Source organism: Bacillus sp. 41-22 (assembly GCF_025809295.1).
Classification (GTDB): Bacteria; Bacillota; Bacilli; order Bacillales; family Bacillaceae_G; genus Bacillus_A; species Bacillus_A mycoides.
Genome location: NZ_CP084035.1, coordinates 4,292,044 through 4,305,450, shown reverse-complemented (window position 1 = coordinate 4,305,450; position 13,407 = coordinate 4,292,044). Strand labels below are relative to the sequence as shown.

At 37.7% G+C, this 13,407-nt stretch carries 11 protein-coding genes and 1 other annotated feature; all 11 genes read left to right on the top strand.

All coding sequences use genetic code 11. From position 1 onward, the window contains the following. Window positions 1–13 precede the first annotated feature (13 nt). The 11 genes from LCF45_RS22045 to LCF45_RS21995 all read left to right on the top strand — a co-directional run bounded on the left by LCF45_RS22045 (window position 14) and on the right by LCF45_RS21995 (window position 13,399). Complete coding sequence (locus tag LCF45_RS22045; protein WP_002015354.1) at window positions 14–847, top strand: cytochrome c biogenesis protein; 834 nt, start codon at window positions 14–16, stop codon at window positions 845–847. Between the two features lie 15 nt (window positions 848–862). Next, on the top strand, window positions 863–1,792 hold the full coding sequence (gene hemC, locus LCF45_RS22040) for a hydroxymethylbilane synthase (protein ID WP_002034194.1): 930 nt from the start codon (window positions 863–865) through the stop codon (window positions 1,790–1,792). Window positions 1,793–1,794: 2 nt separating this feature from the next. After that, window positions 1,795–2,547 carry a uroporphyrinogen-III synthase gene (hemD, locus tag LCF45_RS22035; protein ID WP_002015357.1) on the top strand — a complete coding sequence of 251 codons (753 nt, stop codon included), beginning with the start codon at window positions 1,795–1,797 and terminating at the stop codon, window positions 2,545–2,547. A gap of 20 nt (window positions 2,548–2,567) precedes the next feature. Beyond that, window positions 2,568–3,557: a porphobilinogen synthase gene (gene hemB, locus LCF45_RS22030; protein ID WP_002015358.1), complete on the top strand. Its 990-nt coding sequence runs from the start codon at window positions 2,568–2,570 to the stop codon at window positions 3,555–3,557. Next, window positions 3,557–4,846, top strand: coding sequence for a glutamate-1-semialdehyde 2,1-aminomutase (gene hemL / locus LCF45_RS22025; protein WP_002034163.1), 1,290 nt, complete (start codon window positions 3,557–3,559; stop codon window positions 4,844–4,846). The genes hemB and hemL overlap by 1 nt, the downstream gene beginning before the upstream one ends. A gap of 79 nt (window positions 4,847–4,925) precedes the next feature. Next, entirely contained in the window at window positions 4,926–5,933 is a 1,008-nt protein-coding gene (gene spoVID / locus LCF45_RS22020; RefSeq protein ID WP_002015360.1) for a stage VI sporulation protein D, read from the top strand. A gap of 72 nt (window positions 5,934–6,005) precedes the next feature. Further along, the gene (gene ysxE / locus LCF45_RS22015) at window positions 6,006–7,031 is read left to right on the top strand and encodes a spore coat protein YsxE (protein WP_002129265.1); all 1,026 of its coding nucleotides are present in this window, start codon (window positions 6,006–6,008) and stop codon (window positions 7,029–7,031) included. Between the two features lie 134 nt (window positions 7,032–7,165). Continuing rightward, window positions 7,166–7,397: a binding site (T-box leader), on the top strand. A gap of 38 nt (window positions 7,398–7,435) precedes the next feature. Beyond that, entirely contained in the window at window positions 7,436–10,081 is a 2,646-nt protein-coding gene (locus LCF45_RS22010; protein ID WP_002129263.1) for a valine--tRNA ligase, read from the top strand. Between the two features lie 94 nt (window positions 10,082–10,175). Then, window positions 10,176–11,477: a bifunctional folylpolyglutamate synthase/dihydrofolate synthase gene (locus tag LCF45_RS22005; RefSeq protein WP_002129261.1), complete on the top strand. Its 1,302-nt coding sequence runs from the start codon at window positions 10,176–10,178 to the stop codon at window positions 11,475–11,477. Between the two features lie 164 nt (window positions 11,478–11,641). Continuing rightward, complete coding sequence (locus LCF45_RS22000) at window positions 11,642–12,604, top strand: stage II sporulation protein B (protein ID WP_263894283.1); 963 nt, start codon at window positions 11,642–11,644, stop codon at window positions 12,602–12,604. 219 nt (window positions 12,605–12,823) lie between these two features. After that, complete coding sequence (locus tag LCF45_RS21995; RefSeq protein WP_002129258.1) at window positions 12,824–13,399, top strand: Maf family protein; 576 nt, start codon at window positions 12,824–12,826, stop codon at window positions 13,397–13,399. Window positions 13,400–13,407: the final 8 nt, after the last annotated feature.

Below are 13,407 nucleotides of genomic sequence, written 5' to 3'. Positions count from 1 at the left end.
GAAGGATGATCGGATGAGTTTTTTAAATAACAGTATTATTTATCATATTGCAATTATTTTATATGCTTGTAGCATTAGTTTATATTTTATAGATTATTTCCAAAGTAACCGAAAGGCGAACCGCTTTGCTTTTTGGTTACTTTCGATTGTATGGGTTCTGCAGTCTATCTTTATGTTGCTTAGGGCTACAGATTCAGAAACGAATCCTATTTTAACTTTATTATCAGGGATTTATTTTTATGTTTGGTTATTGATTACGATGTCATTAGTCATTAATCGATTTATGCGTATTGACTTTTTAGTCTTTTTTACAAATGTTGTAGCATTTGGCGTAAGCGCTTTTTCTATTTTTACACCGCTCGGGAAGATGTCGCCAGTACTTGCAGAGCAATTAGTTTCAGAACTTGTATACGTGCATGTCGGTATGGCGATTATTTCTTATGCAACGTTTACTGTATCGTTTATTTTTTCTATTATGTATTTATTGCAATACCGACTATTAAAAAAGAAAAAGTGGAATGCGAGATTAAGAAGATTAGGAAATTTGCCGAAGCTTGAATCTATGTCTTACGGATTAAATTTATTTTCTGTTCCGTTTTTCTTATTAGCAATTATATTAGGATGCATATGGGGATATACAAAATTGGATAATTTCCATTGGTATGATACGAAAGTAATTGGGTCCTTTGTCGTTCTATTTGTATATTGCGTGGGCTTATATTTACGAGCAGCAGATGTGTTGCAAGGTAAGAAAATTGTGCAGTGGAATATCGGGGCATTTCTCGTAATGCTAGTTAACATTTTTCTATTAAGCAGTTTATCTAATTTCCACTTTTGGTATTTATAATGAGGAGAGAGAATTATGCGCAAAATTATTGTAGGTTCACGAAAGAGTAAACTAGCATTAACACAAACTAATTGGTTTATTGATCAATTAAAAGCGCTTGGTTTACCATATGAATTTGAAGTGAAAGAAATCGTCACAAAAGGTGATGTTATTTTAGATGTTACTCTTTCAAAAGTAGGCGGAAAAGGTTTATTTGTAAAGGAAATTGAACATGCGTTACTTACGAAAGAAATTGATATGGCTGTACATAGTATGAAAGATATGCCAGCTGTACTTCCAGATGGATTAACGATTGGTTGTACGCCAAAGCGCGTTGACCCTCGTGATGCTTTTATTTCTAAAAACGGAGAATCGTTTAAAGACTTAGCAGAAGGCGCGATCTTAGGAACGAGTAGTTTGAGACGTAGTGCACAACTACTAGCTGCGAGACCAGATTTACAAGTGAAATGGATTCGCGGGAATATCGATACACGCTTACGTAAGTTAAAAGATGAAGATTACGATGCAATTATTTTAGCGACAGCTGGATTACAGAGAATGGGCTGGGACGGAGAAGTTATTACAGAACATTTAGATGAAACGTTATGTGTACCAGCCGTAGGACAAGGTGCATTAGCGATTGAATGTCGTGAGGATGATACGGATTTACTTCAGTTGTTAGCGCATATTAATGATGCAGTAACAGAAAGAACAGTGGCTGCTGAACGAGTATTTCTTCATAAACTTGAAGGTGGATGCCAAGTTCCAATCGCTGGATATGCAACTCTTAAAGAAAATGATGCAATCGAATTAACAGCGCTTGTCGGTTCTATGGACGGTTCTGTTTTATTGAAAGAGATAGTAGTAGGTAATGATCCGAAGCAAGTTGGATTAGAGGCTGCGGACCGTTTAATTAAACAAGGAGCAAAAGAGCTCATCCTTGCTGCAAATAAGGAGCAACAATAAATATGAACGCTCTCGCTGGCAAAACAGTATTGATTACACGTGCCCAGCACCAAGCGAAACAAATGAGTGTAGCAGTGAAAGAAAGGAGCGGAATTCCATTGGAAATTCCGCTTTTGCGTATGGAAGGTACGTCTCATAGGCAAATTCAACATATAGCAGGGCAGCTACATTCGTATGACTGGGTTATTTTCACGAGTAAAAATGGTGTAGCTTTTTTTCTAGATAGTTTGAGAAAGAAGCTCCCCGGACCGATTAAAATTGCTGCAGTAGGCGTGAAAACAAAGTTAGAGTTAGAAAAGCGAGGCTATCAAGTAGAGTTTGTTCCCACTGCATTTGTTGCAGAAACATTTGCCGAAGAGTTTCTAAAAGAATTAAGTGGAAACGAGCGTATTTTATTTCCGAAAGGGAATTTAGCAAGAGATGTAATCCCGGTTAAACTTAGGGAGTTTGGTGTTTTTCTAGATGAGTTAATTGTATATGGTACGAAGGTGAATGTAGAGAAAAAACAAGAACTTATAACAGCATTGAAATTAGGGGAAGTAAATATTATTACATTTACGAGCCCTTCAACTGTTGATAGTTTTGTTCGTTTACTTGAGGGTACAAACTGGAGAGAATGGACGAAAAAATGTACAATTGCTTGTATAGGGCCTATTACGGAAAAAGAGGCGAACCTCTATTTTCCACATGTTATTGTGCCAAAAGAGTACACTGTAGAAGCATTACTGCAATGCATTTGTGAATCTATAAAATAAAAGAATGGGGATAGAAATCTATGAATTCTTTACAATTTAATCGTCATCGTCGTTTAAGACAAAGCGGGGGCATGCGTGCGCTTGTACGTGAAACATTTTTACATACAGAAGATTTTATTTACCCTATTTTTGTATTAGAAGGAGAAAATACTCGTAATGAAGTTCCTTCTATGCCAGGCGTATATCAAATGTCTTTAGATTTATTGCAAGCTGAAATGCAAGAGGTCGTTGATTTAGGTATTCGTTCTGTTATTGTATTTGGTTTACCTGCTGAAAAGGACGAAGTTGGATCATCGGCATATTGTGAGCATGGAATTGTACAGCGTGCAATTAAGCAAATTAAAGATGAGTTCCCAGAGCTAGTAGTAGTTGCAGATACATGTTTATGTCAATTTACAAGCCATGGTCATTGCGGTGTTATTGAAGATGGCGTTATTTTAAATGATGAGTCTCTTGCAGCTCTTGCAAAAACAGCTGTAAGTCAAGCGAAAGCAGGGGCAGACATTATTGCACCATCTAACATGATGGACGGATTCGTAACAGCAATTCGCCATGCATTAGATGAAAATGGTTTCGCGCACGTACCAGTTATGTCGTACGCTGTGAAATATTCATCAGCATTTTACGGACCGTTCCGTGATGCAGCACATGGTGCACCGCAGTTTGGTGACCGTAAAACATATCAAATGGACCCAGCGAACCGTATGGAAGCATTCCGTGAAGCAGAATCAGATGTAATGGAAGGGGCCGACTTCTTAATTGTAAAGCCAGCTCTTTCTTATCTAGATATCGTTCGTGATGTGAAAAATAACTTTAACTTACCAGTCGTTGCTTATAACGTAAGTGGTGAATATTCGATGATTAAAGCAGCAGCACAAAATGGTTGGATTAATGAAAAAGAAGTTGTACTTGAGAAATTAATTAGCATGAAACGCGCAGGAGCAGACTTAATTATTACGTATCATGCAAAAGATGCAGCAAGATGGTTACAAGAAGGAGGCGCTAAATAATGAAAAAATTTGATAAATCGATTGCGGCGTTTGAAGAGGCTCAAAATTTAATGCCTGGAGGCGTAAACAGCCCTGTCCGTGCTTTTAAGTCTGTTGGTATGAATCCGCTGTTTATGGAGCGCGGAAAAGGCTCTAAAGTATATGATATCGATGGGAATGAATACATCGATTACGTATTATCGTGGGGACCTTTAATTCATGGTCATGCGAATGATCGTGTTGTTGAGGCTTTAAAAGCTGTTGCTGAAAAAGGAACAAGCTTTGGTGCACCAACAGAAATTGAAAATAAATTAGCGCAGCTTGTTATCGAGCGTGTACCATCAATTGAGATTGTGCGTATGGTTAACTCTGGAACAGAGGCGACAATGAGCGCGCTACGTTTAGCTCGTGGTTACACTGGACGTAACAAAATTTTGAAATTCATTGGTTGTTATCACGGTCATGGTGATTCTTTATTGATTAAAGCAGGTTCGGGTGTAGCAACGCTAGGTTTACCAGATAGCCCTGGTGTACCAGAAGGTGTAGCGAAAAATACGATTACAGTAGCGTATAACGATTTAGAAAGTGTAAAATATGCTTTCGAACAATTCGGTGATGACATCGCTTGTATAATTGTAGAACCAGTGGCAGGGAATATGGGTGTTGTTCCCCCTCAACCAGGGTTTTTAGAAGGACTTCGTGAAGTGACAGAGCAAAACGGTGCACTACTTATTTTTGATGAAGTAATGACAGGATTCCGTGTTGCTTATAATTGTGGACAAGGTTACTACGGTGTAACTCCTGACTTAACTTGTTTAGGTAAAGTAATCGGTGGTGGCTTGCCGGTAGGAGCATACGGTGGGAAGGCAGAGATTATGCGTCAAGTTGCACCAAGCGGACCGATTTACCAAGCTGGAACATTATCGGGTAATCCACTTGCAATGACAGCAGGTTATGAAACGTTAGTGCAGTTAACGCCAGAATCATATGTGGAATTTGAGCGTAAAGCAGAAATGTTAGAGGCTGGACTACGTAAGGCAGCTGAAAAGCATAATATCCCGCATCACATTAATCGTGCAGGTTCTATGATTGGTATTTTCTTTACAGATGAGCAAGTTATTAATTATGATGCAGCAAAATCTTCAAACTTAGAATTCTTTGCAGCTTACTATCGTGAAATGGTAGAACAAGGTGTATTTTTACCACCTTCTCAATTTGAAGGTTTATTCTTATCGACAGCACATAGTGATGCAGATATTGAGGCGACAATTGCGGCGGCCGAAATTGCAATGTCAAAATTAAAAGCATAATTTCTTAGAGAAAATCGCTTTCCATTAGGGGAGCGATTTTTTTTATTCATAAAGTAGCCTTAGGGAACATAAATCTGTAATGACATATAGTTTGGGAGGGGGAAAAGAAGTGGCAACAGATCATTCATTACGATTTTCATTAAAAGAATCTGTTTGGTTCCAGAAGGGACAGGAAGTCGAAGAACTTTTGTCAATTTCGTTAGATCCAGACGTTGAGATAGAGGAGCTCGATCATGAAGTTATCGTGAGGGGGCAATTAGATTTAACGGGAGAGTATGTTGCAAGGCAAGATGATTCAGCTTATTCATTAAGAGAGCTATCACCAGCAAAGGCAATTGATTATGTAGAAACAAGGGCAGACGGGGTTAATGAGCTTGTCCATTCCTTTCCGCTCGAAATATCAATTCCAAGAAATCGAGTGAAAGTAATTGAAGAATTATATGTATCAATCGAGGAATTTGATTATGAATTAAAGGAAAATGGTTGCTTACAACTATTAGCGGATATATCTATTACAGGTTTATGTGACGAAGAAAGAACCGAGGATGAAGAGGAAGAGACTGTGTATGCCGAGTTGGAAGCTGATTCAGCTGAAGAAGATGAAAGTAGACCTGCGCCGCACGAAGAGGTACCAGCCTATAAAGAATCAGATGGATGGGAAGATTATGCATTTGAGCCGTTTCAGTTAGAAGAAAGAAAAGAGCAAGAAATAGAAGAAGAGGAATTAGAAGAACATGAACTTGTGGAGCGTGAAGAGGAGCAAGAAAAGACGCCACAATTTGAATTGTTCGGGCGGAAAAATTTCAAGAAAGAAAAAGCGAAAAAGCAGGAAGAGCCAGAGGAAGAAGCATATTCACAGCGAGATGAAAATGCACTTTATTTAACGAAATTATTTACGAAAGAACCAGAAGAAGAATTTACGAAGTTAAGAATGTACTTCGTACAAGAAGGAGATACAATTGAATCGGTTGCAGAACGTTATGAAACGACTGTACAAAGCTTATATCGTGTAAATCAATCAGAAGATATATATTTAACTACAGGGCAAATTATATATATTCCTGTTTCAAAAGCAACAGTGAAATAAGTGAGTGAGTTTTTTCACTCACCTCTTTTCTTTTCCTAGAAGCTATGTTTTGAATAAGAAAGGGTTATTCGTATGGATATTGAATTACGAAATCGCTATGAACCCATTGTGAGGCAATATAGATTGGACACTCAGCATATGGAAGAGCACGGAAGTGTAATGAAAATTTATACGAATCAAGGTCCGTATGCGTTAAAGAAAATACAAGATAGAAAATTAGAGCGGAATAATTTTTTACACCATATTCAATATTTGAAGGAGAAAGGTTTTTCGAATTATGTACCTATCTATCACACGACGGACGGGAATTATGTTTTAAGTGATGGGGCGTATAGCTATTATTTAATGCCTTGGTTAGAACGTGCGGAAGGAAATGGCGAAGATAATGATCAATACCATAAGATGTTTCAAACGCTCGGGACGTTGCATCAAAAAACGGTGAAAGAGGAGACTTATACAGAAGAAGATTTAGAAAAACATTATACAAATATATCCGACCGTTGGGAAAATGATGGTGAGATATTAGAAGAGTTTCTTGTAGAATCAGAAGCGAAGTGGTATATGTCTCCATTTGAATTACAATATTGTACGTATTATCACCACGCTATGAGAGCACGTGAGTTCGCAACGAAACAATTAAGTGAATGGCATGATGCAATGAAAGAAAAGGAAAAAACACGTACTACTTTCGTTCATGGAAATGTATCGCTTAATCACTTTTTATTTGATTATGAACGAAACGGTTATTTTATTAGTTTAGAAAAGTCTCAGTTTGCTACACCGGTACAGGATATCGTCAGCTTTTATTCAAGGTCTTTGAACACATATCCAATTGCGCGGAGCGACCGCTTTGAATGGTATCAAATGTATCAAAAAAATTTTCCATTTACGAAAGAGGAGCAGCTTCTTATGTTTGCGTATATGACGTACCCGTCGCATTTTATTCGGCAAATTCAGTCGTATACGAAAAGAAGAAAGAGTCGTAATGAAGAAAATGAGCTTCGGGGGGTAAAAATTCTGCAGCAATCGCATTGGCTCATTAGTAATACAGAATATTTCCTTTCGCAATTACAAGCTGCCCAGCAAGGGAACGGATAAAGAAGATAAGTAGGGAGAACCCTGCTTATCTTTTTTTATTAGTTCCATAAAGAGATAAAAGCCGTAGTTTCAAATTTATCTTGACGAATAAGGTTTCGTTTTTTACACTATTGTATATAATAATTAACAATCACATAAATGCATTGAAGGGGAAGAGTATAACATGAAACGTCTTCAGAGAGGGGAACCATTGGCTGGGAGGTTCTCTAGATAGTTATGTTAGAAGGTAGCCCTGGAGCATCTTTTCTGAACGGAATGATTCTTATTAGGAAAAGACGGATTTGTCCGTTATCAAATTAAGAGTATAAGCAAATTCTGAATTTGTTTGTAAATAAAGGTGGTACCGCGATGTCCCTCGTCCTTTTTTGGATGAGGGGCATTTTTTATTTTAAGGAGGGAAAATAATGTCAAACACGGAAAATAATTTACCAACTAAATATGATCATATGTCCGTTGAAGAAGGCCTTTACAAGTGGTGGCTTGAAGGCAAATATTTCGAAGCAACAGGAGATGAGAAGAAACAACCATATACAATTGTAATTCCACCTCCGAACGTAACTGGTAAGTTACACTTAGGTCACGCTTGGGATACGACGCTTCAAGATATTTTAACTCGTACAAAGCGTATGCAAGGTTACGATGTATTATGGCTTCCAGGAATGGACCATGCTGGTATCGCAACGCAAGCGAAGGTAGAAGGAAAACTTCGTGAAGAAGGTATTTCACGTTACGATCTTGGTCGTGAGAAATTCCTTGAAAAAGCTTGGGAATGGAAAGAAGAATACGCTTCTCACATTCGTCAACAATGGGGAAAAGTTGGTTTAGGACTAGACTATTCTCGTGAACGCTTCACATTAGACGAAGGTTTATCTAACGCTGTTAATAAAGTATTCGTTCAATTATATGAAAAAGACTTAATTTATCGCGGTGAGTATATCATCAACTGGGATCCAGCAACACGCACAGCTCTTTCTGATATTGAAGTAATTCATAAAGAAGTTCAAGGTGCATTCTACCATATGAACTATCCGTTAACAGACGGTTCTGGTCACATTCGCCTTGCAACTACTCGTCCAGAAACAATGCTTGGTGATACAGCGGTAGCAGTTCATCCAGAAGATGATCGCTACAAACATTTAATCGGAAAAACAGTTACACTTCCAATCGTAGGCCGAGAGATTCCGATTATTGCTGATGAATACGTAGAAAAAGACTTCGGAACAGGCGTTGTGAAAATTACACCAGCTCATGACCCGAATGACTTTGAAGTAGGTAACCGTCATGACTTACCACGTATTTTAGTAATGAACGAAGATGGAACGATGAACGAAAAAGCTGGTAAGTATAACGGTATGGATCGTTTCGAATGCCGTAAAGAGTTAGTGAAAGACTTACAAGAAGCTGGCGTATTAGTAGAAATCGAGCCTCATATGCACTCAGTAGGTCATAGTGAGCGTAGCGGTGCAGTTGTTGAGCCTTATTTATCAACACAATGGTTCGTAAAAATGGCTCCACTTGCAGAAAAAGCGGTAGAACTTCAACAAAAAGAAGAAGAAAAAGTAACGTTCGTACCAGAGCGTTTTGAAAACACATACTTACGCTGGATGGAAAACATTCATGACTGGTGTATTTCTCGTCAATTATGGTGGGGACACCGCATTCCAGCTTGGTATCATAAAGAAACTGGTGAAGTATACGTAGGTACAGAAGCGCCAGCAGATCTTGAAAACTGGAATCAAGATAATGACGTGCTTGATACATGGTTCAGTTCAGCATTATGGCCATTCTCAACACTTGGCTGGCCGAATGAAGATGCAGCAGACTTTAAAAAGTTCTATTCAACAGATGCTTTAGTAACTGGTTATGATATCATCTTCTTCTGGGTATCTCGTATGATTTTCCAAGGTTTAGAGTTTACAGGAGAGCGTCCATTTAAAGATGTATTAATTCACGGTTTAGTTCGTGATGAGCAAGGACGTAAAATGAGTAAATCTCTTGGTAACGGTATTGATCCGATGGATGTTATCGAGAAGTACGGTGCAGATGCGATGCGTTACTTCTTATCAACAGGAAGTGCACCAGGTCAAGATTTACGTTTCAGCATGGAAAAAGTAGAATCTACTTGGAACTTCATTAATAAAATTTGGAACGCATCACGTTTCGTATTAATGAACATGGATGACATGAAGTATGAAGAAATCGATTTAACTGGTGAAAAATCAGTTGCAGATAAGTGGATTTTAACTCGCTTAAACGAAACAATCGAAAGTGTAACACGTAACATGGATAAATATGAGTTCGGTGAAGCTGGTCGTTCATTATACAACTTCATTTGGGATGATTTCTGTGACTGGTACATTGAGATGGCGAAACTTCCACTATACGGTGAAGATGAAGCAGCTAAGAAAACAACTCGTTCGATTTTAGCTTACGTATTAGACCAAACAATGCGTCTATTACATCCATTCATGCCATTTGTAACAGAGAAAATTTGGCAGCATTTACCGCATGAAGGCGAGTCTATTACAGTAGCAGCATGGCCAACAGTTCGCGAAGATTTACAAGATAAAGAAGCGGCAGCAGAAATGCACCTTCTAGTTGATATCATTCGCTCTGTTCGTAACATCCGTGCGGAAGTAAATACACCAATGAGCAAAAAAGTTCAAATGCAAATTAAAGCAAAAGACGAGGTAGTACTAGCTCAGCTTACGAAAAACAGTTCTTACATTGAGCGTTTCTGTAACCCAAGTGAACTAACAATTAAGATTGATTTACAAGCGCCAGAAAAAGCGATGACTGCAATCGTATCAGGTGCAGAGTTATTCTTACCGTTAGCTGATCTTATCAATCTTGATGAAGAGAAAGCGCGTCTTGAAAAAGAACTTGAGAAGTTCGATAAAGAAGTAGAACGTGTACAGAAGAAACTTTCAAACCAAGGATTCGTAGCGAAAGCTCCTGCAGAAGTTATTGACGGAGAGCGTGCGAAAGAGCAAGATTACCTAGAAAAACGCGAAGCGGTTCGTCAACGTCTAGCGGATCTTGAGAAATAAAAATGTTTTTCAGAGACTCACTATATTGGTGAGTCTCTTTTCTTTGCGTATAATAGAATTAAGAAGTTTGTCTTTTGAAAGGGGAATAGCAAACGTGATACATACATACGAAGAAGCGATAAACTGGATTCATAGCCGATTGAAATTTGGGATAAAACCAGGGCTAGAAAGAATGCAATGGATGTTAGAAGAACTCGGAAATCCAGAGCGTCATATAAAATGTGTTCATCTTGCCGGCACAAATGGAAAAGGTTCAACTTTAACATATATGCGCTACATGTTAGAAGGCGCGAAATATAAAGTAGGAACGTTTACATCGCCTTACATAGAAACATTCAATGAACGTATTAGTGTAAACGGAATACCGATTGCAGATGAAGAGATTGCGGAACTTGTAAATATGGTAAAGCCAGTCGTTGAAAAATTAGATGAGACGGACTTAGGAGAAGCGACTGAGTTTGAAATCATTACAGTAATGGCAATTTATTATTTCGGTAAAGTTAATTTCTGTGATGTTGTTTTATTTGAAACGGGGCTTGGGGGAAGATTTGATTCTACAAATGTTATTCATCCGGTTCTCACGATTATTACGAATATCGGCCACGATCATATGCATATTTTAGGCAATACACTAGGAGAAATTGCATATGAAAAGGCAGGGATTATTAAGTCTGGTGTTCCAGTTATTACTGGTGTGAAAAATGAAGAAGCATTGCAAGTAATTCAAAAGGTTGCTAAGGAAAATCATGCAAGCTTATATGAACTTGGAAAACAGTTTACAACACTACATAAACATTCTAATAAAGATGGGGAACACTTTGATTTTGATTGTCCATTTGCCTCGTTTGAAAATGTTCGGATTTCAATGAAAGGCATTCACCAAGTAGGCAATGCAGCACTAGCGCTTATGGCAGTAATGTATTTAAAAACATATTTATCATTTTTAATTAATGAAGAGGAGATGAAAGTTGGCTTACAAGAAGCATACTGGATTGGTCGATTTGAAAAGTTACAAAGTAATCCAGATATTATAATAGATGGTGCTCATAATCCAGAAGGTATTGAAAGTCTTGTAAAAACAGTAGAGGCACATTATAAAAAGAAGAATGTAATAGTTTTATTTACTGCTCTTGGTGACAAACAGTTACATAACATGGTAGGGCAATTAGAAAAAGTTGCTGATGAAATAATATTTACGACGTTTGCCTTTGATCGTGCCATTTCTGCTGACAAGCTTGCATCGTATTCACAACAAGAGTCAAAATTAGTTTTTGAAGATTGGAAAGAGGCAATTGATACAAAGGTTGACAGGATAGGAGAACATGATGTTTTTATCATAACAGGTTCTTTGTATTTCATTTCCGAAGTTAGAAAATATATTCGCGAGAAAAACTAGATAGTCTTTGCTATCTAGTTTTTTGTTCTACAAATGAAGTCAAATGCATACATATAAGATAATAATATAGGGTTATTTGACGAATTCCTCTGACAAATATCTCGTTTTTTTGTGGAATGAATATGATATGATGCGGACAATGACAAGAGGTGAGGTGTGAGTGTATGGACAAGCAATCACGAACGATCTCGGTGAAAGTAAATGGAACAGAAGCGAAGTATGAGGAAAAAAAGAAGGATGAGTTTGACTGGATGATAGCAGAAAGTGAGAGACCGAAAAATGTAGTTCCGTTTCAAAAATCGAAATCAGTATCTATGGAAAAATATCGAAAGAAGTGGAGCAATACAATAATCGCAATCGTTGCAACTGCAATAATTATCGGTACTGCATTTGGGATGGGTATGATTCATTTATTAACTGGACAAGGGACGACAGGAGAAGGTAAGGTAACGGCTTCGAAGCAGACAGGTAATGAGGAACAAAAGGTGGGTGGAACGGCAGAACAAACACCAACACCGAAAGAGGAAAAACCAAAGGCACAGGTAGGAACGTCATTAGAACCAATGAAACTATTTTTCGTTCAAGGAGGGCTTTATTCCTCTGAAGAAAAAGGACAGGCTGCTATTGAAGAGTGGAAAAGTAATGGGGGCGTGGCTACTTTGAAACCGAGTGGTGATAAGTATGCGTTAGTTGTTGCTATTACGAGCGATGAACAGGCTGTTAATCAATTAATAGATCAGTATAAGCAAGATGGTGTTTCAGTTTTGAAAAAAAATTGGGATATTACAGATAAAGCATTGCTCAAAAATGATAAAGAAGTAGGAATGTTTTTAGCGAAAGTGCAGCCATTATATACTCATTTAGCAAAATATGTGTCCAGCGTACAAACTAGTGGAAAAAGTAATCCAAAAGATATAGAAGCGATTCAAAAAGAGTGGAAAGCTATGGAAAAGGAAGGGAAGAGTATGAAGCGTGAAGATGCAAAGAAGCTTTATACGTATACGTCAATAGCGGTGCAAACGATTAAGGAAGGGAAGAGCGATAAGGAATCTGTTGCTAAATTAAATCAAGTTATTATTGATGGTATACTTTCGTATGAAAAAATGGTTTCACAAAAAGTGAAATAATAGGATAATGAAATGACGAAGAAAGAAGTACATATACTTCTTTCTTTTCTTTTGAATTTAGAACAAAGTGCTTTCTGTATGGGCAGCATATAATCGTATTTAAAAAGAACTATTATTTTGTTTAGAGAAAATGATATTTCTAGAATTTGTGGGGAAACTATTCCTTTGATACGATTGATTTGAATTATTCTGCTTCATGTGAGAAGGGAAGGAGAAAATATGAGGAAAATTATTTTAGCTTCAGGGTCACCTAGGAGGAAGGAACTGCTTGAATTAGCAGATGTGCCATTTGAAATCGTTGTTAGTGAAGTAGAAGAGACGATTGGTGCATATTCATCACCTTCTGATATTGTTATGTCGCTTGCTTTGCAAAAAGCATCTGCTGTGGCAGAAAACCATAGTAATCACGTTGTACTAGGTGCAGATACAATTGTTACATATGATTCGCGTATTCTTGGAAAGCCGTCTAATGAGGCTGAGGCGAAAGAAATGTTACGATTATTATCGGGGAAAACACACGAAGTATACACAGGTGTTGCAATTATATCGAAAGAAAAAACGGTAACTTTTTATGAACGTACAGAAGTAACATTTTGGGGATTAACAGAAGAGGAAATAGACGTATACGTTGCATCGAAGGAACCACTTGATAAAGCAGGGAGCTATGGAATTCAAGGTAAAGGGTCTATTTTTGTTCAACATATTCAAGGGGACTACTACAGTGTAGTTGGCTTGCCAATTGCGCGTCTTGTCCGTGAATTAAAACAGTTTGATAGCGATGTAACCCATGCGTAAAATTGCAT